We start from the raw sequence: 20,617 nt of genomic DNA on the forward strand, positions 1-20,617 counted from the left end.
AGTGACCCCCGTGAGTGACATTGAGATGATCGAAGTTTCCGGCGTCTCCGTGCGCCTTTCCGGCAAAACCATCATCAGCGACGTCGCATTCACGGCAAAGGCCGGCGAACTGACGGCGATTGCCGGGCCGAATGGTTCCGGCAAGACGACGATGATGAAAGCCATCTCCGGCGAACTTGCCTATGTCGGCTCGGTGCGGATCGGCGGCGACGAGGTGAAGAGGCTGAAACCCTGGCAGCTTGCCGCCATTCGTGGCGTGCTGCCGCAGGCAAGCACGATCTCCTTTCCGTTCACCGTGCGCGAGATCGTCCGCATGGGCCTGACTTCGGGCCTCAACTTGCATCCCGACACGGCCGAGCAGACGGCGGCCTCAGCACTGGCCTCCGTCGACTTGACCGGCTTCGAAGGCCGTTTCTATCAGGAGCTCTCCGGCGGCGAGCAGCAGCGCGTGCAGCTTGCCCGCGTGCTCTGCCAGATCGCCGAGCCCGTCGTCGACGGCAAGCCATGCTGGCTGCTGCTCGACGAGCCGGTCTCGAGCCTCGACATCAGCCATCAGCTGACCATCATGACGCTTGCCCGCAATTTCTGCGAACGCGGCGGCGGTGTCATCGCCGTCATGCACGATCTCAACCTGACGGCGCTCTTTGCCGACCGCATCGTGCTGATGAAATCCGGCCGGCTCGCGGCCGCCGGCAGCATCGCTGACGTGCTGACGAACGAAACGATGCTCTCGGTGTTCGGCTGCGCGCTGCGCATCAACCAGGTGCCGGCCGATGGCACGCCCTTCGTGCTCGCCCACAGCGCCGTTTCCCGCCCCTGAGCACCGCGCGAGCGGAACTTTTGATCGCCCGGCACGTTTCCGGCATGATCTGGGTCAATGCCGGGCGATATCATTCATGCAACGGACGGTGGTGACCCTCGTGCGAAACAGGCGGGCTTGTGCGCGCCCCAGCCAATGGAGAAAGCCATGAGCTATTCTATCTTCCAGTCCGGCCGCAGCCGCCGCAACGGCACCTTCCACAATCTGGAATCCGGCATCGAGGAGCAGATCGAAGCGCTACGCGACGAACTCGCAGAACTGACGCGCCTCGTCGGCAAGAGCTCGCGCCACCAGGGCGAGAAAATCCGTAGCCAGGCCGGTGCCGGCTACGAGGAACTGCTCGGCCGCAGCGAGGATCTGCTGCGCGAATTGCAGCACGGCTATGAGCGTGGAGCGACGGAAATGCGTGAGACGGTGCGCAAGCATCCGCTAGCAACCATCGGCGCTGCAGCCGCTTTCGGCCTTGCCATCGCCTTCCTCGCCCGGCGCTGAGGAAGCGCGATGCTCTTCTCGATCCTCAGCCTATTGACGGGCACAAGCGTGCACCGAACCGTTGGGCGCGCCAAGCGCAATGGCATCTTCATTGCGCTTGCCGTGCTCTTCCTCCTTACTGCCTACGCGCTGGTCGTCACTGCCGGCGCCATCTGGCTCGCCGGCATATACGGCCCGGTCGGCGCTGCTCTTTTCCTGGCCGCCTGCGCGCTGCTGATCGCCATCATCGCGCTGGTGGTAATGTCAATCACCAACGCCCGGGAAGCGCGCCGCGCCCGGGAACGCCGCGCGGCGCTGGAATCGCTGGCAACGGTCGGGCTCGGCCTTATCCGTGCCCAGCCGCTCCTGACCGCCGGTGTTCTGGCGGCAATTGTCGCAGCCAATCTGGTGGGATCGAAGCGCGAGGATTGATGGTTGGGGTATGCGGCAAGCGGCTGCCCCTCACCCTAACCCTCTCCCCGTAAAAAACGGGGAGAGGGGACGTGCCAAACGGAGCGTCAAGATTGAGCAAGCCGGCACTGCATGTCCGTTCGCCCCGCCTGCGGGGAGAAGGTGCCGGCAGGCGGATGAGGGGCGCATACTCGCAATTATATCAATGACATAACAAGCAACGCAAAAAAGCCGGCGCCCCGAAGGGCGACCGGCTTTCCTCCCAAATATAACTGTTGTCAGAATGCGAACGCTTTCGATGTCAGCGGCGCCGAGGTCGCGTCGGGGCCGAAATCGGCCTCGCCTGATATCTGCAGCAACTCCTGCAGCCGCTGGCGGGCCCGGTTGACGCGGCTCTTGATGGTGCCCACGGCACAGCCGCAGATTTCGGCCGCCTCTTCGTAGGAAAAGCCCGAGGCGCCGACGAGGGTGATCGCCTCGCGTTGATCCGGCGGCAGTTGGTCGAGCGCCTTCTTGAAGTCCTGCAGATCGAGAGCGCCATATTGCGAGGGGTGCATCGCCATCGATTCGGTGAACAGCCCGTCGCTGTCCTGCACTTCACGGCCGCTCTTGCGCATTTGGCTGTAGAGTTCGTTGCGCAGGATCGTAAAGAGCCAGGCCTTCATATTGGTGCCCATCTCGAAATGATCCTGTTTGGCCCAGGCTTTCATGATGGTGTCCTGGACGAGATCGTCGGCACGGTCGTGCCGCCCGATGAGCGAGATCGCGAAAGCGCGAAGACTTGGGAGTGCCGCCAGCAGTTCCCGCTTGAAGCTGGGTTGCGATTTGTCTTCCATGCGGCGATCCTATTCGGCCATCTTGGCAGAAGCCATCATTTCAGCATGGTCGAGCTTTTCGAGAAGGTCGAGAAAACGATCGGGGATCGCCTCATCCTGTGCAGCCGCATAAAGCGACCGCAGCCTGACGCCGATCTGGTTGTTCGGGTCCAGGATGTCGCTTGCCCGCAGCTCCAGCTTTCGCTGATCGGCTGCTTCTTTCTTGCGTGTAGTCATCAATTCGTCTTCTCGCCGGTTGTCTGTTCGAGGGGCGTGTCGAGGGGCGTGGATGGGATCAAAAACGATTTCAACCATCGACATCAAACGTTCGATTGTCGATGTCGCTGGTATTTGCCGCTGCATGGGTCAAAACGCTACGCCCTTTCTTCGTCGGCTGGAATAATGCGGCGCGACGAAAAAAGTTCCTGCCGTTCCGGAACTTTTTTATCAAGGCGACGTTAACCGCTCATTGAAGCCAATGCCGGCCTGTATGCAGGAGCCATTAATGACACTTTCTACTCGGATTGCGCCGCACCTTCCTTATCTGCGCCGCTATTCCCGCGCCCTTACCGGCACTCAGACTTCGGGCGACGCTTACGTCGCCGCCGTTCTCGAAGCCATCATCGCCGATCTGTCGATTTTCCCGGATACGGCGAATGACCGGGTCGCACTCTACAAACTGTTCACGCAACTGTTTGGTTCCACCGCAGTCCAGATTCCAGAGCCGACCTCGCCTTATGCCTGGGAGCAACGCGCCACGCTGAACCTTTCCAAGGTTTCGCCGCGCGCCCGTCAGGCCTTCCTGCTCGCCTCCGTAGAGAATTTCCGCGTCGCTGAAATCGCCGAAATCCTGGAAACTGAAGAACAGGATGTCATGCATCTGCTCGACGTGGCGTCGCAGGAGATTTCTCGTCAGGTCGCAACCGATATCATGATCATCGAGGACGAACCGCTGATCGCCATGGATATCGAGCAGATGGTCGAGAGCCTCGGCCACCGCGTCACCGGCATTGCCCGTACACATGCCGAGGCCGTGGCGCTCTACAATAAGACCAAGCCGAGCATGGTGCTGGCCGACATCCAGCTTGCCGACGGCAGCTCCGGTATCGACGCAGTCAACGACATCCTCAAGACGTCGAGCGTGCCGGTGATCTTCATCACCGCTTTCCCGGAACGGCTTCTGACCGGCGAGCGCCCGGAACCGACTTTCCTTGTCACCAAGCCCTTCAATCCCGACATGGTCAAGGCGCTGATCAGCCAGGCTCTTTTCTTCAATGAATCGACCAGAGTAGCCGCCTGAGACGCAATTTTCCGGCCTTCGGAACCAAATCGCCAAAGCAGGCGTTCCGGTGCTACCGGGACGCTCCGGTGGCTTTAACGGTTTTTTGCAGCGCTTTGTTCTAGAGTTGGCAGGCGGTGTCTGTAAGGGCGCTCCCTTCAGCGACGTTCAAGATGTCACAAGGAAAGGCGGCCGAGTGAATACGACTGAACCATTGTCCGGCATGCCTTTCACCTTCGAAGGCAAAGCCGCAATGATGGAACGCGCGCTCGGCAGCGCCGGGATTTCGATCCTCTGCCAGGACGCCCGACTGTCGATCTTCTACGCCGAAAATCTGCCGCCGCATTTCGCAGCGCTCTTTATGCCCGGCGGCAGCGACGCCGCCCTTTTCGGCGACGCCCATGGGCGATATCTGACAGCGCTGAAACACAAGGTGCTGGAAACCGGCATCCCCAACAATGCCGAGGTCGAGATCGATGTCGACGGCGAAAGGCGCACTTATGAACTGAAGATCCAGCGCACCGGCGAACACGGCGCACATGGACTTCTGTCCGTCATGACTGAAGTCACCGAAAGCCGGCATCGCGAAAAAGTTCTGAAATCGCTGCTGCGCGAACTCTCTCACCGCTCGAAGAACCTTCTCGCCATCATCCAGGGCATTGCCACGCAGACGGCGCGCAACACGCTCTCTCTCGATAGCTTCCTCCTCAAGTTCCGCGGACGGCTGCAATCGCTTTCCAATTCGCAGGACCTGATCACGGATTCGAGCTGGCGCGGCGCCTATCTCTTCGAACTCGCCGAAAAGCAGTTCGCCCCCTATTGGCCGGAGACGGCCGGCTCCATGCCGATCTATGGCATCAACGCTCATCTGACACCGAATGCCGCCGTGCATCTCGGGCTCGCCCTCCACGAACTCATTGTCAACTCCGCCTCCTTCGGCGCGATATCAGGCGGCGCTGCCTCCATCACGCTGAATTGCCGCGAAGCCACGATCAACGACAGGAAGGCGATCGAAGTCGCCTGGGCGGAAGTTCTGCGTGATCAGTCGGAAGTCCACGAATTCAGCGACAACAGCTTCGGCCGCACAGTGCTGGAGCGTGTCGTGCCTTCGTCAGTCAATGGCAAAGCGGAGTTGCACCTCATTCCCGGCCGCATCGAATACCGTCTGACCATTCCGGAAACCGAATTCGAGATCTTCAAGCGGGTGTGAAAGCCCTGGAGACAGCCGAGAACCGAAAAACAGCCGGTGCGAGGGCGGCGCACCGGCTGTCTTCACTCACCGGGAGGGGACCGTGAGTACGTCCGGATAGTGGGTTGGGGGCGCGCATGTTGGGTCGATGCGATCACCATCCGGATATCGCAATAACGGCGACATTAAACTTTGGTTCCCTTCCATCCGAAAAAAATTCGACTTTTTTGAATCTTTTTTCGGATGCCCTTCCCTCATCGCGTGCTCAGCCGTTTCACCGATGTAGGTCGAATAAATTTTCCCTTTAAAAACAGCGGATTACTTGCGAGGCAGCAAGGGAAAATCGTCAAAATTTTACCGTTTGATAAATTTTTAAACCTGAGTTACGCTTCCCTCACAGGCCGTTTACCAATAATGAGGGAACTTCAATGGAACGACTGGAAACCGGGATCCATGCCGGCCGGCTTTCGCCCGCCGAGTATGATGCTAATTTTTCCGATCTACATCCACGCCTCGACAATCATGAGGCGCTGGTCGCCGCCGACCGCTGTTATTTCTGCTATGACGCGCCGTGCATGACGGCCTGTCCCACCTCGATCGACATTCCGCTGTTCATCCGCCAGATCTCGACCGGCAATCCGATCGGTTCGGCAAAGTCGATCTTCGACCAGAACATTCTCGGCGGCATGTGCGCGCGCGTCTGTCCCACCGAAGAACTCTGCGAGCAGGCCTGCGTGCGCAACACGGCTGAAGAGCGGCCCGTCGAGATCGGCCGCCTGCAGCGCTACGCCACCGATGCCGCCATGCAGGCCGACAAGCAATTCTATGCCAGGGCCGAACCGACTGGCAAGACGATCGCCGTCATCGGCGCCGGTCCTGCCGGACTTGCCGCCGCCCATCGCCTGGCCGTCAAGGGCCATTCGGTCGTCATCTATGACGCCAGGGAAAAATCCGGCGGCCTCAACGAATACGGCATCGCCACCTATAAGACGGTCGACGATTTCGCCCAGAGGGAAGTCGACTACGTCCTCTCGATCGGCGGCATCGAGGTCCGGCATGGGCAGCGTCTCGGCCAGGATCTCTCGCTTGCCGATCTGCAGGCGCAGTATGACGCCGTCTTCCTCGGCATCGGCCTTGCCGGCGTCAACGCGTTGCGTGTCGAAGGCGAGAACCTTGCAGGCGTCGATGACGCCGTCGATTTCATCGCGGCACTCCGCCAGGCCGAAGACAAGGGCGAAATCGCCATCGGCCGCCGCGTCGTCGTTCTCGGCGGCGGCATGACGGCGATCGACGCCGCGGTGCAGGCGAAGCTGCTCGGCGCCGAGGAGGTGACGATCTGTTACCGTCGCGGCAAGGAGCACATGAACGCCTCCGTATACGAGCAGGATCTGGCAAGCTCCAAGGGCGTCATCATCCGCCATTGGCTGGCGCCGAAATCGATCCTGTCGCAGGACGGCAAGGTCGCCGCGATCGAGGTGGAATACACCAAAATCGTCGATGGCCGCCTCGTCGGCACCGGCGAGACCGGCGTGATTGCCGCCGACCAGATCTTCAAGGCAATCGGCCAGACCTTCGAAGCCTCGGGCCTGGGTCAGCTGCGCATGGAGAGCGGCCGTATCGCCATCGATGCGGAAGGCCGCACCTCGCTCGACGGCGTCTGGGCCGGCGGCGACTGCGTCTTCGGCGGCAACGACCTCACCGTCTCCGCCGTCGCCCATGGCCGCGATGCGGCCGAATCCATCACTCGTGCCCTTAATGCCGCAGCCGCTCCGGCTGTCGCGGTTGCTTGAAGGGGAGAATGAACAATGGCTGATCTCCGCAATAACTTCGTCGGCATCAAGTCCCCCAACCCGTTCTGGCTGGCATCGGCGCCGCCGACCGACAAGGCCTACAATGTCGAGCGCGCCTTCAAGGCCGGCTGGGGCGGCGTGGTCTGGAAGACGCTGGGCGAGGAAGGCCCGCCCGTCGTCAACGTCAACGGCCCGCGCTACGGCGCGATCTGGGGCGCCGACCGCCGTCTACTCGGTTTGAACAATATCGAGCTCATCACCGACCGCGACCTCTACACCAACCTGCGGGAAATGAAGCAGGTGAAGATGAACTGGCCGGATCGGGCACTGATCGCCTCGATCATGGTGCCCTGCGAGGAAGAGGCCTGGAAGGCGATCCTGCCGCTGGTCGAAGAGACCGGCGCCGACGGCATCGAGCTCAATTTCGGCTGTCCGCATGGCATGTCCGAGCGCGGCATGGGTTCCGCGGTCGGTCAGGTGCCGGAATATATCGAGATGGTCGTGCGCTGGTGCAAGCAGTACACCCGCATGCCCGTCATCACCAAGCTGACGCCCAACATCACCGATGTCCGCCGCCCCGCCCGCGCCGCCAAGGCCGGCGGCACCGATGCCGTCTCGTTGATCAACACGATCAATTCGATCGTCTCCGTCGATCTCGACAACTTCGCCCCCAACCCGACGGTCGGCGGCAAGGGCAGCCATGGCGGTTATTGCGGCCCGGCGGTGAAGCCGATCGCACTCAACATGGTGGCCGAGATCGCCCGCGATCCCGAAACCTACGGCCTGCCGATCTCGGGCATCGGCGGCATCACCACCTGGCGCGACGCGGCCGAATTCCTCGTCCTCGGCGCCGGCAACGTTCAGGTCTGCACTGCGGCGATGACCTACGGCTTCAAGATCGTCCAGGAGATGATCACTGGCCTCTCCGACTGGATGGACGAAAAGGGCCACCGCAGTCTCGACGACATCACCGGCCGCGCCGTGCCCAACGTCACTGACTGGCAGTATCTGAACCTCAACTACATCGCCAAGGCGAAGATCAATCAGGACGCCTGCATCAAATGCGGCCGCTGCTACATCGCCTGCGAGGACACCTCGCACCAGGCGATCACCAACTTCGTCGATGGCGCTCGCCATTTCGAGGTGATGGACGAGGAATGCGTCGGCTGCAATCTCTGCGTCAGCGTCTGCCCGGTCGAGAACTGCATCACCATGGAGCAGCTTCCCGCCGGCGCCCTCGACAAACGCACCGGCCGGGTCGTCGACCCCAACTACGCCAACTGGACCACGCACCCGAACAACCCGATGGCGCGCCAGGCGGCGGAGTAAGAATCTGCAACGCCGCGGAGTAGATCGATCCGCGGCGTTGTATCCTGTCGCCAACATTCGAAGCGTCAGGGCCAGTCTAACCGCCGAATGACTTCCGATAGGCATTGGGGCTCGTCCCGAGCCGCCTGCGGAAATGATGCCGCATCGTCGCCAGTGTTCCAAAGCCGCTGGCGGCGGCGATGTCGTCGAGCGAAACGGCAAGTTCCTTCTCCAGCAGATCGCGGGCATGCCGCAGCCGCTCCTTCAGCAGCCATTCGCCGACGCTGAGGCCCGTCGTCGCTTCGAAGCGCCGCTGGAAGGTGCGCATGCTCATGCCCGCTCTTTTCGCAAGCAGGCTGATCGGCTGCTCCTCGGAAAGGCTTTCGCGCATCCATTCGATCAGCGGCCCGAGGCGGATGCCCTCGCGTTCCTCGGGAACCGGCGCGTGAATGAACTGCGCCTGTCCACCTTCGCGGTGCGGCGGCACGACGAGGCGGCGGGCAACGCTGTTTGCGGCTTCCGAACCGAAATCGCCGCGCACCACATGCAGGCAGAGATCGATGCCGGCAGCACTGCCCGCCGCCGTCAGCAGGCTGCCTTCGTCCATGTAGAGAACGTCGGCATCGAGTGCGATATCGGGATAACGCGCGGCGATCAAGGCGACATAACGCCAATGCGTCGTCGCCCTGCGGTTCGCTAGCAGACCCGACCCGGCAAGAACGGCAACACCCGAGCAAAGCGACATGATTCGTGCACCGCGTTCATGCGCTGCCTGGAGTGCTGAAACCAGCGGCTCGGGAACGGCGGCATCGATCGACCGCCAACCCGGCACGACGATCAGGTCCGCTTCGTCAAGCACTTCCAGTCCCTTGTCGACTGCGACCGTCAGCCCTCCCGCAGCGCGAAGCGGACCCGGTTCGATGCCGCAGACCGAGAAACGATACCAGTCTTCGCCCATTTCCGGCCGTGGCAGGCCGAAGACCTCGTAGGCGATGCCGAATTCGAATGTGCAGAGCCCGTCATAGGCTAGTGCGGCGACCAGCGGTCCTTTGGTCTGCTGCGACGATGAGTTTGGCATGATCTTTACGCTGTCGGTCATGATGGCCAATTTCGCAAAGCTTTAGCATCGGCGATACCGGGCGGCAACTTCAGAAAAAGGAAAAACCGATGCCAAGCCCCGTTTCCCAAATACCTGCTGCAGCCCCGGATGCCGCTGTCGCTCACTTTGCCGCCAAGCTCGCTTTCGAAACCGATTGCTCGGACGTGCATGCCGCCTTTGCGGCCGGGAAAGTCGATTTCGTTCTCCTCGACGTGCGCTCGCCGCAGCTCTTCGCAGAATCCCACATTCCCGGAGCCATCAACCTGCCGCACGGCAAGATGACGGCGCATCGAATGTCGACATGGGCAAGCGATACCCTATTCGTCGTCTATTGCGCCGGTCCGCACTGCAACGGCGCCGACAAGGCTGCCTTCCGGCTCGCCAATCTCGGCCTCCAGGCCAAGCTGATGATCGGCGGCATGACCGGCTGGGCCGATGAAGGCTTCGCCTTCGAACAAGGCATCCCCGCTGCCGCCTGATGGCCTCCCGTCTCCCCCTACAATTACTGCAGCGGGGAGAAGGGAAAATCGCGACCGTCAGAACTCGACGACCACCTTGCCGAAAGGTCCGCGATAGAGATGATCGAGTGCCTCAGGGAATTCGTCGAAGGCGTAGCGCTTGTCGATCACAGGCTTCAGCCCGGTCTGGTCGATTGCCCGCACCAGATCTTCAAGCGCACGGCGATGGCCGACGGAAATGCCCTGCACGACAGGCGCCTTGAGCAGCAGCGGGCCGGCCGGGCCGGAAACCTCGAACCCCTCGAGCACGCCGATGACGGAAATGCGGCCATTGATCGCCACCGCCTTCAACGCCTGGCCGAGATGCGGGCCGCCGACGATCTCAAGCACGTGATCGGCGCCATAGCCGCCGGTCAACTGATAGAGTTGTTCCACCCAGTCGCCCTCATGGCGGTTGATCGCGTGATCGGCGCCAAGGGCAACGGCACGCTCGAGCTTCTCTGCGCCACCTGATGTGATGAAGACCTCCGCACCATGCGCCTTGGCGATCTGCAGACCGAAGAGCGCCACCCCGCCTGTGCCTTGCACCAGCACCTTGTCGCCGGCCTTCAGACCGCCGCGTTCGATCAGTGCGAACCAGGCAGTCAGCCCGGCGCAGGGCAAGGTGCTCGCCTGCGCCGCATCGAGCGTGTCAGGCGCGCGTGAATACCATTCTTCGGAAAGCACGGTGTATTGCGAGAGGACGCCGGGATAAAAGCCGCCGCGCGTCTTGTAAGGTGGCGTGCGCGCATCGCCTAACCCGCGTCCGTCGATCCAGTCGGGCGAAAACGTCGAGATGACCCGATCGCCCGGCTTGAAACGGCTGACCTCGGGTCCGACTGCCTCGACGACCCCCGCCATATCGGAAGCCGGCACGAAGGGAAATTGCAGTGGCAACCCCATGCCGCTCTCCATCACCAGCCGGTCGCGGAAATTGAGCGAGACAGCTTCCGTCCGGACCAGAACCCTGTTTCCCGAAACCGGTTCGAGCCTCCGCTCGCCGATCGTCAGCTGGCGCTCCGGCCCAACCGCATCGATCTGCCATTGCCGTGTTGTTTGCATTGCCTTGCTCCTTGTTCATTGCGGGGAGGACAAGGATATCGTTGAATATTTCGCACCAGTTGCGATATTAATTCACCAGAATGGTTCCAAAGAGGAAACAAATGGAACAGCTGAAGGGTATCTCGATCTTTGTCGAAGCCGTCGAGGCAGGTGGCTTTTCGGCTGCCGCCGAGCGGCTCCATCTCACGCGTTCGGCCGTCGGCAAGACGATCGCACGTCTGGAACAGCGTCTCGGCGTGCGCCTCTTCAACCGTACGACACGCATGCAGAGCCTTACCGAGGAAGGCCGCTTCTTCTACGAGCGCTGCTTGCGGGCGGTTGAGGAAATCCGCCTCGGGGAAGCCATGCTGGAATCCGGCCGGCGTGACGTACGCGGCCGATTGCGCATCTCGATGCCCGTGCTTTTCGGCCGCCATTGCATCGCGCCGATCCTCGCACGCCTGCTCGATGAACATCCGAACCTCGAACTCGACCTTTCCTTCAACGACCGTATCGTCGACCTGCTCGAGGACGGGTTCGATCTTGTCATCCGCAACGGGCCGCTGAAGGACAATCCGGATCTGATGGCCCGGGCGATTGCCCGCCAGCGCATGACGGTCTGCGCATCGCCCGCCTATCTGGAAAAACATGGCGCGCCACAGACGGTCTTCGATATTCCGCGGCATGAAGGCATCGTCTACAGGCGGGGCGATGATGACAAGGGTTGGATCTTTCCGACTGCAGCCGATCCCGGGCGGCGGCTGGCGCCACAGGCGCGACTGCGGCTCGACGACCTCGCTTCGATTTCCGATGCGGCCGTCGCCGGGCGCGGTCTTGCCTGGCTCCCCTGCTGGCTGGTCCGCGAGGAGGTGCTGGCAGGCCGGCTCATTCAGGTGTTGAAGCACGAACCGGCCAATGTCTTCGATGCCCATGCCGTTTGGCTGCGCTCGCCGGTCATGCTGCCGAAGGTGCGGCTCGCGATCGATACACTCGCTGCGGGACTGCTAGCAATGATGGGCTGACGCGCTCGCCGCGTGTCTGCGAGCGACGAGAAACCTATGTTCTTCCTAGGCGTTTCTCTGGAAATAACGCGATGCCGCAGTATATCCGCTCATTCACCGTCCTTTTTGGACGGCCGCCATATCACTCGGAAAAACGTCAGCATGTTACTTCGCAGCGCCCTCCGCGTACAAACTGCAGATTGCCACGCCGCGGTGGACACCCTCTTCGGCAGTTTCAACCTCTCACGCACCCACGATTATAAGGCTTTCTTGCGCGCGCATGCGCGGGTCGTACCGGCTATCGAACATGCGCTTGAGAATGGAGGAATCGGCCGTCTGCTGCCGGACTGGCCGGAGCGAAGGCGCGCGCATCTATTGGCTGCCGACATAAGGGAACTCGATGATCGATTGCCGGTATTGCTTCCGCAACCGGCATTGCGCAGCGAAGCAGCGGTCTGGGGTGCCGCCTATGTTCTTGAAGGCTCCAAGCTCGGCGGCGCGCTGCTCGCCAAGGTCGTGCCCGACTACTTGCCCAACAGCTACCTGAGCCCCCAAGGCCCGAAGGGCGCCATGCGGCTTTTTATGGATCGTCTTGACGCGAGCAAAGTGGAGGATCCCGATGCGGCTGTCGCCGCAGCCCGCGATGTCTTCAAGCTCTTCCTCAAAGCCGGGCAAGCCGAATTGGAAGCCGTCCCATGAACGGCACGCACGAACCGGTCGATCTCACCAATTGCGACCGTGAGCCGATCCACCAGCTCGGCTCGGTCCAGCCCTTCGGCTTTCTCCTGGCGGTATCCTCGGACTGGATTGTCACGCGCGCCTCCGCAAATCTGGCGGAGTTCCTTGGTGTTGCGCAGGCCGACGCGCTCGGCCGTCCCGTTATCTCTCTGATCACACCCGAGGCACTCCACGCAATCCGCAACAAGCTTACCACGCTGCGCGGTTCCGACGTTGTCGAGCGCATTTTCGGCACTGCCCTGATTCCCGATCAAAACAGGTTCGACCTTGCCGTGCACCTGAACGGAGGTCAGGTCATCATCGAAGGCGAGCGCTGCCAGGAAGACAGGCACGACGCCGCGTCGCTCTCCATGCGCAGCATGATGTCCCGCCTCGACCACACCGAAACACTGGAAGCTTTCTTCCGTGAGGGTGCAAGACAGGCGCGGGCGCTCACCGGTTTCGATCGAGTCATGGTCTATCGTTTCGACGAAAGCGGTTCCGGCGAAGTGGTGGCGGAAGCCACCCGGGCCGGCATCGGATCATTCCTCGGGCTGCACTATCCGGCTTCCGACATTCCGGTACAGGCGCGCGCGCTTTATCTGCGCAACCTGTTCCGCATCATTGCCGATGTCGACGCCGTCGCGGTCCCGATCCTGCCGCAGCGCGACGAGCACGGTCAGCCGCTCGACCTCTCCATGTCGGTATTGCGTTCGGTCTCGCCGATCCATATCGAATATCTGAAAAACATGGGCGTTGGCGCTTCGCTTTCCATATCGATCGTCGTGGATGGCAAGCTCTGGGGCCTGTTTGCCTGCCATCACTACGGCCCGCGTCTGCCTTCGGCCCAAAGCCGCTCCACCGCCGAACTCTTCGGTCAGATGTTTGCTTCGCGCCTTGAAAGCCGCGAACGGCGGCTGGCTCTCGACTACGAGACCAAGGCGCGCCGCATTGCCGACCGGCTTCTCACCTCCGTGGCAGACAATGCGAGCCTGCTCGACGATCCTGCCTGGCTGATCGAAGCGCTCGCCGATGCCATTCCTGCCGACGGGATCGGCGTCTGGATCAACGGTCGCCTGGCCCTTGCCGGAATCGGCCTGGACGAGAGAGGCTTCGCAGCCCTCGTCCGCCACCTCAACCGCAGCGCCACCGGCCGCATTTATGCCGTGGACAGGCTCACGGAAGCCTATCCGGATCTTGAGGTCGACGATGCGGTGGCAGGCATGCTCGCCATCCCGATCTCGCGTTCGCCGCGCGATTATGTCGTGCTTTTCCGTCAGGAATTGGTGCGCACCGTCCGCTGGGGCGGCGACCCGCACAAGCCGGTGGAATACGGGCCGAATGGCCCGAGGCTGACGCCGCGCAAGAGTTTCGAAGCCTGGTCGGAACTGGTGCGTGGCCGCTCCCTCGCCTTCACGGAGGCCGAGCGCCGTGTCGCCGAAACGATCCGCGTCACACTGATCGAGGTGGTGTTGCGCCTCACCGACGAAGTCAGCATAGCCCGCCAGACGGCAAACGAGCGCCAGGAGCTGCTGATCGCCGAGCTGAACCACCGCGTCCGCAACATATTGAGCCTCATCACCGGTATCATCCGGCAGTCGCAGGCAACGTCGGTCGGCCTTGGCGACTACATCCGCCAGCTCGAGGGCCGCATCCAGTCGCTCGCGCGCGCCCACGACCAGATCACCCGCGATCACTGGGCGCCCGCTTCGCTCCGGCAATTGCTGCTGGCAGAGACCGCCGCCTATCTCGGGAAAAGTGCGCAACGCATCCAGATGAGCGGCGAGGATGTACTGCTGGAACCGCACGCCTTTTCCACCGCCGCCCTTGTCTTCCACGAGCTGATCACCAACAGCGCCAAATATGGCAGCCTTTCCGGCACCGGCAGCGGCACGGTCCAACTTGGCTGGCAGCGCGACGACGAGGGCAATCTGCGCATTGGCTGGCGCGAAAAGGATGGTCCGCCCGTTGTCGAACCCACACGCCATGGCTTCGGTTCGACGATCATCCGCCGCTCGATCCCCTATGACCTCGGCGGCAAGGCGGAGGTCCGCTACCTCGGGGATGGGCTCGAGGCAGATTTCTCTATTCCGGCGCGACATGTCGTCGGCCCGGCGAGCGAACGGTCAAATCCGCCTCCGGTCGGAGCAACCGGACGCAAGACGATTCCCGACGATCAGCCGCTCTCTGGCCTGAACGTGCTGTTGGTGGAAAACAATCTGATCATCGCCATGGATGGCGAGGACATCCTGCGCCGCCTGGGCGCCGACGTCGCAACGGCACCAAGTGTCACTGAGGCGATGGAAATTCTGGCCGGCCGGTCCTTCGATCTGGCGCTTCTCGATGTCAATCTTGGCGAGGAGACGAGTTTCGGGATTGCCGACCGGCTGGCAGCTGATGGCGTGCCCTTCGTTTTTGCCACGGGCTATGGGGAAGGCATCGCCCAGGCAAACAGCCACTCGGACGCACCCGTGCTGCAGAAGCCTTATACGATGGAAGGCGTTACGGATATTCTTGCCCGGGTGCAGCTCCTGAGGAGAGGGTAAAACTCTCACCCCCCAAGAGGATCCGGTCGCAGCCCGCCGATGAAGAGCTGCTCCAGAAACCGCGCCGCATCCTCGAAACGCCCTTCGCCCGAATGTTCCTGCCCCAGCACCGCGCGCACCTGGACGTCGAAATCCGCGTAATGCTGCGTCGTCGACCAGATGGAGAAGATCAGGTGATAGGGATCGCATTTGACGATCTTGCCTGATTTCGCCCAGGCGCGGATGACCTCCGCCTTCTCGTCGACCAGTTCCTTCAGCGGGCCCTTCAGCTCGTCCTCGATATGCGGCGCGCCCTGCAGCACCTCGTTGGCGAAAAGCCGGCTCTCGCGGGGGAAATCACGGGCCATCTCCAGCTTGCGGCGGATGTAACTGCGGATTTCCGTCTCCGGATTGCCTTCGGCGTCGAAGGCGCGGAGCGGCTCCAGCCAGGTATAGAGCACCCGGTCGATCAGCGCCCGGTGCATGGCTTCCTTGGTGCGGAAATAATAGAGCAGGTTGGGTTTCGACATGCCGGCCACTTCGGCAATCTGGTCGATTGTTGAGCCGCGAAAGCCGCTTGCCGAAAACACATCGAGCGCCGCTTCCAGAATCTGCTCTTCCTTCTCTTCCTGGATTCGCGTCCGCCTCAGGGTTTTCGCTGCTCTCGGTATGGTCACAGGCTGTCGTTTCCCCTTGAAATTCAACTTCTTCGCTCAAGTTTGGGTTGGGGACGACCCTCGCCGCTTCCTTGAGCAACTGCCCGCATTTTTATCGGCGATTTTCGTGATTTTCGTCTTGAGCCCGGCGGTGGAAGTTGTAATGTTTACCAATCGGTCAAATTATCCGTCAGATGTAAAACAAAGGCAACTGGCGATTTTCCGGCGCTCGACAAAACCAATAAGGGGGCGCAGGAAAGGACCACGGGAACAGGCGGGCATGCCTCTTTGCATGACTGCCGCAAACAGGTGAGGGCATAAAGAATGGTGGCAGCACCAGGCGAGAACATGCGCGTCAATGGCGACCGTCTCTGGGACAGTCTCATGGACATGGCGAAGATCGGCCCCGGCATAGCAGGCGGCAACAATCGCCAGACGCTGACGGATGCCGATGCGCAGGGCCGCAGCCTCTTCAAGACATGGTGTGACGATGCCGGTTTGACCTTGGGTGTTGACCGCATGGGCACGATGTTTGCCACCCGCCCCGGCTCCGATCCCGATGCCTTGCCCGTCTATGTCGGCTCGCACCTCGACACCCAGCCGACCGGCGGCAAATATGACGGCGTGCTCGGCGTACTTGCGGCCCTCGAAGTCGTGCGCACGATGAACGATCTCGGCATCAAGACCAAACATCCGATCGTCGTGACCAATTGGACGAATGAGGAAGGCGCGCGTTTTGCCCCTGCCATGCTGGCGTCAGGCGTCTTCGCCGGCGTGCACAGCCTGGACTTTGCCTATAATCGCAGGGACCCCGAGGGCAATCTGTTCGGCGACGAATTGAAGCGTATCGGCTGGGTCGGCGACGAAGAAGTCGGCGCCCGCAAGATGCACGCCTATTTCGAATATCACATCGAGCAGGGGCCGATTCTCGAAGCCGAGGAAATGCAGATCGGCGTCGTCACCCATTGCCAGGGCCTCTGGTGGCTGGAATTCACGTTGACCGGCAAGGAAGCCCATACCGGCTCGACGCCGATGAACCTGCGCGTCAATGCCGGCCTCGCCATGGCCCGCATCCTGGAAATGGTCCAGGACGTGGCGATGAGCGAACAGCCGGGCGCCGTCGGCGGCGTCGGCCAGGTGTTTTTCTCGCCAAACTCCCGCAACGTCCTGCCGGGCAAGGTCGTCTTCACCGTCGACATCCGCTCGCCCGACAAGGAGAAGCTCGACCGCATGCGGGCAAAGATCGAGGCGAAAGCGCCTGAGATCACCGATGCACTCGGCGTCGGCTGTTCCATCGAGGCGATCGGCCACTTCGAGCCGATCACCTTCGATCCCAAACTGGTCACATCGGTGCGCGACGCCGCCGAGCGGCTCGGCTACAGCCACATGAACATCATCTCCGGCGCCGGCCACGACGCCTGCTGGGCCGCCAAGGTCGCACCGGCAACGATGGTCATGTGCCCCTGCGTCGGCGGGCTCTCGCATAACGAGGCGGAAGAAATCTCCAAGGAATGGGCGACCGCGGGCGCCGATGTGCTGTTTCATGCGGTGGTCGAGACGGCGGAGATCGTGGTGTGATGGCTAATGTCGCGCCCGGAGCCCCCTCATCCGACCCTTCGGGCCACCTTCTCCCCGCTGGGGAGAAGGGAACGGTGAACGTTGCGGCTTCCCCCTTCTCCCCTCGGGGAGAAGGTGCCCGAAGGGCGGATGAGGGGGCTGCGGGCGCGACGAAAATTATCAAGCAGGATATCCGGAAACATCGCACCAACAAGACCGACCAGGCCAGAATGCTTCGTCGCCACGAAACTGAAGAGGAATACCACCTCTGGAGCGACCTCCGCGCCCGCCGCTTGAACGGCTATAAGTTTGCAAGGCAAGTTCCCCTCGGCCCATTCATCGTCGATTTCCTCTGTCGTGAACAACGATTGATCGTCGAAGTCGACGGCTTCCAGCATGCCGATAGCGTGTCCGATCAGCGCCGAACTGAATGGCTCAATGTGAATGGCTATGCCGTGCTGCGCTTCTGGAACCAGGAAATCTCGCGCGAACGTCGCTCAGTACTCGAAACGGTTCTAGCCGCCTTACAGGGCCGGATCGAGGTCAGCTCAGAACTGCTCGGCTTCTATTCGCCGGCCCAATCTACAGACAAGAACGGGGAATGATCATGACCACAGTCATCAAGAACGGCACCATCGTCACCGCCGACCTGACCTATAAGGCTGACGTGAAGATCGACGGCGGCAAGATCATCGAGATCGGGCAGAATCTCTCCGGCGACGAAACACTCGACGCCTCCGGCTGTTATATTATGCCCGGCGGCATCGATCCCCACACCCATCTCGAAATGCCCTTCATGGGCACCTATTCTTCCGACGATTTCGAGAGCGGCACCCGCGCCGCCCTTTCCGGCGGCACGACCATGGTGGTCGATTTCGCCCTGCCCGCCCCCGGCCAGTCGCTGCTCGAAGCGCTGACCATGTGGGACAACAAATCGACCCGCGCCAATTGCGATTATTCCTTCCACATGGCGGTCACCTGGTGGAGCGAGCAGGTCTTCGAGGAGATGGAGACCATCGTTCGCGATAAGGGCATCAACACCTTCAAGCACTTCATGGCCTATAAGGGTGCGCTGATGGTCGACGATGACGAGATGTTCGCCTCTTTCCAGCGCTGCGCCGAACTCGGCGCCCTGCCGCTGGTGCACGCAGAAAACGGCGACGTCGTCGCCTCAATGTCGGCAAAGCTGCTCGCCGACGGCAACAACGGCCCCGAGGCGCATGCTTATTCCCGCCCGGCCGAAGTGGAAGGTGAAGCCACCAACCGCGCCATCATGATCGCCGACATGGCCGGCTGCCCGGTCTATATCGTTCACACCTCTTGCGAACAGGCGCACGAGGCGATCCGCCGCGCCCGCGCCAAGGGCATGCGTGTCTATGGCGAACCGCTGATTCAGCACCTGACGCTCGATGAGAGCGAATATTCCAATCCCGACTGGGATCATGCGGCCCGCCGGGTGATGTCGCCGCCCTTCCGCAACAAGCAGCATCAGGATTCACTCTGGGCAGGGCTTGCCTCCGGCTCACTGCAGGTCGTCGCCACCGACCATTGCGCCTTCACCACGGCGCAGAAGCGCTTCGGCGTCGGCGACTTCACCAAGATCCCGAACGGCACCGGCGGCCTCGAAGACCGCATGCCAATGCTCTGGACGCATGGCGTCAACACTGGCCGGCTGACCATGAACGAATTCGTTGCCGTCACTTCAACGAACATTGCCAAGATCCTCAACATCTATCCGAAGAAGGGCGCGATCCTTGTCGGCGCCGATGCCGATATCGTCGTCTGGGACCCGCAACGTTCCAAGACCATTTCGTCCAAGGCCCAGCAGTCGGCGATCGACTACAACGTCTTCGAAGGCAAGGAAGTGACCGGCCTGCCGCGCTATACGCTGACGCGCGGCGTCGTCGCGATCGAGGAAGGCGCGATCAAGACCCGCGAGGGCCACGGCGAATTCGTCAGGCGCGAGCCGGTCACGGCTGTCAGCAAGGCGCTTTCCCAGTGGAAGGATATCACCGCGCCGCGCAAGGTGACGCGGAGCGGTATTCCGGCAAGCGGCGTATGACGATGGCGCATGACGATACGGCCATCAACCGGGGACCGCTGCCTCTATGCCAATGACCTCACGCTGGCACCAAAGCGTCCAACTCCGGCAGAAGCACGACGCTTTCCTGCTCGTTCGGATCGGTGCGCGCGATGATCGCCGTGCACGGCGTGCTGCTGAGGTTCGCCGGCAGGTGCGGCACGCCGGCCGGGATATAGAAAAGTTCGCCGGCATGGACGATAACGTGATGCTCGAGCCGATCTCCGTACCAGGTATGGGCCTCGCCGGAGAGCATGTAGATCGCCGTCTCGTGCGCCTCGTGCAGATGCGCCTTGGCGCGCACGCCGGGCGGGATCGTCAACAGATGCATGCAGATGCCCTTGGCGCCGACCGTTTCGGCGGCGATGCCTGCGAAATAGCTCAGCCCCTGCTTGCCGTCATAGGCATGATTGGGGCGAACGATGTGGCAGGTGGGCTTTGATGTCACGTCCATCCTCATCCTCCATGGAGTGTGTCGTCGATAAAACCGGCGGTAATAATAGCACGCAAACCGCGTTCCCGCGGCGAAAACAAGACTGGTCGCATTGATGCAAGCACCCTCCGTCGTATCCGCCAAGGATCTCTGTCTCACCTACCAGGCCAATGATGGCCCGGTGAGTGCACTGAGCAATGTCAATCTCGATGTCCGCAAGGGCGATTTCGTCTCTTTCATCGGCCCGTCGGGCTGCGGCAAGACCACCTTCCTGCGTGTCATCGCCGATCTCGAAAAGAGCACCTCGGGCGAGATCTCGATCAACGGTATGACGCCGGAGGAGGCGCGCAAGGCCCGCGCCTACGGCTATGTCTTCCAGGCGCCGGCGCTCTATCCCTGGCGCACCATCGAAAACAACATCGCCCTGCCCTTGGAGATCATGGGCTATTCCGGCGCCGACCGGACGCGGCGCATCGCCGAAGCGCTCGATCTCGTCAGTCTTTCGGGCTTCGAGAAGAAATTCCCCTGGCAGCTTTCCGGCGGCATGCAGCAGCGCGCCTCGATCGCCCGCGCACTCGCCTTCGACGCCGATCTGCTGTTGATGGACGAGCCCTTCGGCGCCCTGGACGAGATCGTCCGCGACCATCTGAACGAAGAGCTGCTGAAACTCTGGACCCGCACCAACAAGACGATCTGCTTCGTCACCCATTCCATCCCCGAGGCAGTCTACCTCTCGACCAAGATCGTGGTGATGTCTCCGCGCCCGGGCCGCGTGACCGATGTGATCGACTCGACTCTGCCGGCCGAACGACCGCTCGACATCCGCGAAACCCCCGAGTTCCTGGAGATCGCCCATCGCGTCCGCGAAGGGTTGAGGACGGGACACGCATGAGGAATAGGGGTTTGATTTCCGGGCTTTGCGAGCCAA

21 protein-coding genes are annotated in these 20,617 nt (G+C 61.8%); 15 read left to right on the forward strand and 6 right to left on the reverse strand.

All coding sequences use genetic code 11. The features are described 5' to 3' along the window. Positions 1-25: 25 nt before the first annotated feature. From AC1ECN_RS11805 to AC1ECN_RS11815, 3 genes are all read left to right on the forward strand, one after another. Positions 26-820, forward strand: coding sequence for a heme ABC transporter ATP-binding protein (locus AC1ECN_RS11805; protein ID WP_130673551.1), 795 nt, complete (start codon positions 26-28; stop codon positions 818-820). A gap of 147 nt (positions 821-967) precedes the next feature. After that, a complete protein-coding gene (locus AC1ECN_RS11810; protein ID WP_017965788.1) occupies positions 968-1,312 on the forward strand; it encodes a DUF883 family protein in 345 nt (114 codons plus the stop codon). Positions 1,313-1,321: 9 nt separating this feature from the next. Continuing rightward, positions 1,322-1,723 carry a hypothetical protein gene (locus tag AC1ECN_RS11815; protein WP_130672983.1) on the forward strand — a complete coding sequence of 134 codons (402 nt, stop codon included), beginning with the start codon at positions 1,322-1,324 and terminating at the stop codon, positions 1,721-1,723. 257 nt (positions 1,724-1,980) lie between these two features. Here the strand turns inward: AC1ECN_RS11815 and AC1ECN_RS11820 are convergent, their stop codons facing one another. After that, the gene (locus AC1ECN_RS11820; protein WP_477953025.1) at positions 1,981-2,538 is read right to left on the reverse strand and encodes an RNA polymerase sigma factor; all 558 of its coding nucleotides are present in this window, start codon (positions 2,536-2,538) and stop codon (positions 1,981-1,983) included. Between the two features lie 9 nt (positions 2,539-2,547). Continuing rightward, entirely contained in the window at positions 2,548-2,754 is a 207-nt protein-coding gene (locus tag AC1ECN_RS11825) for a NepR family anti-sigma factor (protein ID WP_024319398.1), read from the reverse strand. Positions 2,755-3,022: 268 nt separating this feature from the next. Here AC1ECN_RS11825 and AC1ECN_RS11830 point away from each other — a divergent pair, with 268 nt between their 5' ends. The 4 genes from AC1ECN_RS11830 to preA all read left to right on the forward strand — a co-directional run bounded on the left by AC1ECN_RS11830 (position 3,023) and on the right by preA (position 8,104). Then, a complete protein-coding gene (locus AC1ECN_RS11830; protein ID WP_003542253.1) occupies positions 3,023-3,817 on the forward strand; it encodes a response regulator in 795 nt (264 codons plus the stop codon). Between the two features lie 193 nt (positions 3,818-4,010). Further along, positions 4,011-5,006 (forward strand): sensor histidine kinase, encoded by a 996-nt coding sequence (locus tag AC1ECN_RS11835; RefSeq protein ID WP_197727438.1) that lies wholly within the window; start codon positions 4,011-4,013, stop codon positions 5,004-5,006. A 407-nt stretch (positions 5,007-5,413) separates the two neighbouring features. Beyond that, the gene (locus AC1ECN_RS11840) at positions 5,414-6,775 is read left to right on the forward strand and encodes an NAD(P)-dependent oxidoreductase (RefSeq protein ID WP_130672985.1); all 1,362 of its coding nucleotides are present in this window, start codon (positions 5,414-5,416) and stop codon (positions 6,773-6,775) included. Positions 6,776-6,790: 15 nt separating this feature from the next. Continuing rightward, positions 6,791-8,104 carry an NAD-dependent dihydropyrimidine dehydrogenase subunit PreA gene (gene preA, locus AC1ECN_RS11845; protein WP_130672986.1) on the forward strand — a complete coding sequence of 438 codons (1,314 nt, stop codon included), beginning with the start codon at positions 6,791-6,793 and terminating at the stop codon, positions 8,102-8,104. Positions 8,105-8,180: 76 nt separating this feature from the next. Here preA and ftrA read toward each other — a convergent pair whose 3' ends face one another. Continuing rightward, positions 8,181-9,182 carry a transcriptional regulator FtrA gene (gene ftrA, locus AC1ECN_RS11850; RefSeq protein ID WP_130672987.1) on the reverse strand — a complete coding sequence of 334 codons (1,002 nt, stop codon included), beginning with the start codon at positions 9,180-9,182 and terminating at the stop codon, positions 8,181-8,183. Positions 9,183-9,250: 68 nt separating this feature from the next. On the opposite strand from ftrA, the gene AC1ECN_RS11855 reads away from it, so the two are divergent. Continuing rightward, on the forward strand, positions 9,251-9,661 hold the full coding sequence (locus AC1ECN_RS11855; RefSeq protein WP_018073746.1) for a rhodanese-like domain-containing protein: 411 nt from the start codon (positions 9,251-9,253) through the stop codon (positions 9,659-9,661). Between the two features lie 57 nt (positions 9,662-9,718). Here AC1ECN_RS11855 and AC1ECN_RS11860 read toward each other — a convergent pair whose 3' ends face one another. Next, positions 9,719-10,741: a zinc-dependent alcohol dehydrogenase family protein gene (locus AC1ECN_RS11860; protein ID WP_130672988.1), complete on the reverse strand. Its 1,023-nt coding sequence runs from the start codon at positions 10,739-10,741 to the stop codon at positions 9,719-9,721. 101 nt (positions 10,742-10,842) lie between these two features. Between AC1ECN_RS11860 and AC1ECN_RS11865 the strand changes: the two genes are divergently transcribed. The 3 genes from AC1ECN_RS11865 to AC1ECN_RS11875 all read left to right on the forward strand — a co-directional run bounded on the left by AC1ECN_RS11865 (position 10,843) and on the right by AC1ECN_RS11875 (position 14,984). Beyond that, positions 10,843-11,742 (forward strand): LysR family transcriptional regulator, encoded by a 900-nt coding sequence (locus AC1ECN_RS11865; protein ID WP_130672989.1) that lies wholly within the window; start codon positions 10,843-10,845, stop codon positions 11,740-11,742. 141 nt (positions 11,743-11,883) lie between these two features. Beyond that, positions 11,884-12,420: a biliverdin-producing heme oxygenase gene (locus tag AC1ECN_RS11870; protein WP_130672990.1), complete on the forward strand. Its 537-nt coding sequence runs from the start codon at positions 11,884-11,886 to the stop codon at positions 12,418-12,420. Next, positions 12,417-14,984: an HWE histidine kinase domain-containing protein gene (locus tag AC1ECN_RS11875; RefSeq protein WP_130672991.1), complete on the forward strand. Its 2,568-nt coding sequence runs from the start codon at positions 12,417-12,419 to the stop codon at positions 14,982-14,984. Before AC1ECN_RS11870 ends, AC1ECN_RS11875 begins: the two co-directional genes overlap by 4 nt. Positions 14,985-14,989: 5 nt before the next feature. On the opposite strand, the gene AC1ECN_RS11880 is transcribed toward AC1ECN_RS11875, so the two are convergent. Continuing rightward, positions 14,990-15,667 carry a TetR family transcriptional regulator C-terminal domain-containing protein gene (locus AC1ECN_RS11880; RefSeq protein WP_018073741.1) on the reverse strand — a complete coding sequence of 226 codons (678 nt, stop codon included), beginning with the start codon at positions 15,665-15,667 and terminating at the stop codon, positions 14,990-14,992. Positions 15,668-15,943: 276 nt separating this feature from the next. Here AC1ECN_RS11880 and AC1ECN_RS11885 point away from each other — a divergent pair, with 276 nt between their 5' ends. Genes AC1ECN_RS11885 through hydA form a run of 3 tightly spaced genes read left to right on the forward strand, consistent with a single transcriptional unit; the run spans position 15,944 to position 19,238 of the window. Next, on the forward strand, positions 15,944-17,197 hold the full coding sequence (locus tag AC1ECN_RS11885; RefSeq protein ID WP_130672992.1) for a Zn-dependent hydrolase: 1,254 nt from the start codon (positions 15,944-15,946) through the stop codon (positions 17,195-17,197). Beyond that, positions 17,197-17,781 carry an endonuclease domain-containing protein gene (locus AC1ECN_RS11890; protein ID WP_130672993.1) on the forward strand — a complete coding sequence of 195 codons (585 nt, stop codon included), beginning with the start codon at positions 17,197-17,199 and terminating at the stop codon, positions 17,779-17,781. The genes AC1ECN_RS11885 and AC1ECN_RS11890 overlap by 1 nt, the downstream gene beginning before the upstream one ends. 2 nt (positions 17,782-17,783) lie before the next feature. Beyond that, on the forward strand, positions 17,784-19,238 hold the full coding sequence (gene hydA, locus AC1ECN_RS11895; protein ID WP_130656075.1) for a dihydropyrimidinase: 1,455 nt from the start codon (positions 17,784-17,786) through the stop codon (positions 19,236-19,238). Between the two features lie 58 nt (positions 19,239-19,296). Here hydA and AC1ECN_RS11900 read toward each other — a convergent pair whose 3' ends face one another. Beyond that, positions 19,297-19,710, reverse strand: a complete 414-nt coding sequence (locus AC1ECN_RS11900) for a cupin domain-containing protein (protein ID WP_018073737.1) — start codon at positions 19,708-19,710, stop codon at positions 19,297-19,299. Positions 19,711-19,804: 94 nt separating this feature from the next. Between AC1ECN_RS11900 and AC1ECN_RS11905 the strand changes: the two genes are divergently transcribed. Next, positions 19,805-20,581 carry an ABC transporter ATP-binding protein gene (locus AC1ECN_RS11905; RefSeq protein WP_020397631.1) on the forward strand — a complete coding sequence of 259 codons (777 nt, stop codon included), beginning with the start codon at positions 19,805-19,807 and terminating at the stop codon, positions 20,579-20,581. Positions 20,582-20,617 lie beyond the last annotated feature (36 nt).

The organism is Rhizobium sp. 01N447_2 (assembly GCF_056399245.1).